This is a genomic window from Anaerosporobacter sp. (genome assembly GCF_965301125.1).
The window spans coordinates 1-1,230 of sequence record NZ_CBDLAM010000342.1 but is presented as its reverse complement, the minus strand read 5'-3'; the positions used below and the strand labels follow the sequence as shown (position 1 = coordinate 1,230).

The window sequence follows — 1,230 nt, the reverse complement described above, 5'->3', positions numbered from 1 at the left end:
TTATTATCATTTTAGGTCTATCTTTTTCCTATTTTTTCTATTTAACTACTATGATTTAGGAATGAAAAGTGTTTAACCAAAAACAGGCTATACTGACCTTATGAACATAAATAATTTCATAAAGTAGTATAGCCTGCCTAATCACTGTTATGGCTTAGATGAATACCATTGATTATTGATATACCACCATTCTCCAGAAGTTCGTGTTAAATCTGTAGACTGTTTGCCATTGTAATTAAAGATCAAGCTTGTACTTACTGCATCTTCCAATGTAATCGTGTACCAATTATCACCTTCAGGAGTCATGGTATCTCCTGGCCATTCATTATTTTTATATTGATTATCCTTTGAAATACAACTCCAATAGAAAATATTAGCTCCGCCCTCTTCTGAATAGTAATGAATAATTATTTTATCATTCACTTCATCTTGTTTTGTCCATTTTGCATATAGTATGATATCTCCAGTCGTACCTTTCGTAATTTCTGAAACCTTTGTAGTAAAATTAGCCTCCGAGTACCAACCATCAAAATTGTAGCCTGCTTTAGTAGCTGGTAAAAGATTTATATCTTCACTTTCAGAGTTATAAGTTTTTGGATTGTTCGTATCATTTTCACCATCATTTAGTACATAACTAATCGTATAAGCATCCGTGTTATCTTCTATATTAGTAGTGAATGCTTTAATACGATTATTCATACCATTACTACTAATGTCAACCCAGCCTTTGCTATCAACTTGGGTAAAACTCTGACCCGTTTTAGCAGCAGAAGTAAAACTGATCCAAGTACCATTTTTATATGTACGATCTACAGCATAAGAGATAGACTGTCTTTCACCAGGATTCTGAGTAATAACTACTGAGAACGTTGTCCCCTTTGTAAGTGTTACTGGTGACTCCAGTGGCACAGTATAGTATCCAACATATGGTGCAGATTCTATCGTAGATGCAACTAATGTACCGGAATCTGGTTTTGATAAATCTGTCAAATCCTTATATATTGATATTTCAAAAACATTAAGAACTTCAGTTGGATTATAGAAGGAAATCGCATCTAAGGTTTCTTCCTGCTTCTGTGATGTGAACACATTGGATGTTGATAAAGCGCTACCATATGCATATTTTGTACCATCTCCACAGCTTCCATCATATTGATAATTATTATCATAGTTATCATAACTTTCAAAATCTAAGAAATAGACTTCACAAAGAGATTTATCAAAATAAGA

The 1,230-nt window shown here is 33.0% G+C and carries 1 protein-coding gene; it reads right to left on the bottom strand.

The genetic code is table 11. From position 1 onward, the window contains the following. Positions 1-147: 147 nt before the first annotated feature. The coding region (locus ACW2QF_RS19710; protein ID WP_455717720.1) for a lectin like domain-containing protein at positions 148-1,230 on the bottom strand (1,083 nt) is incomplete at its 5' end.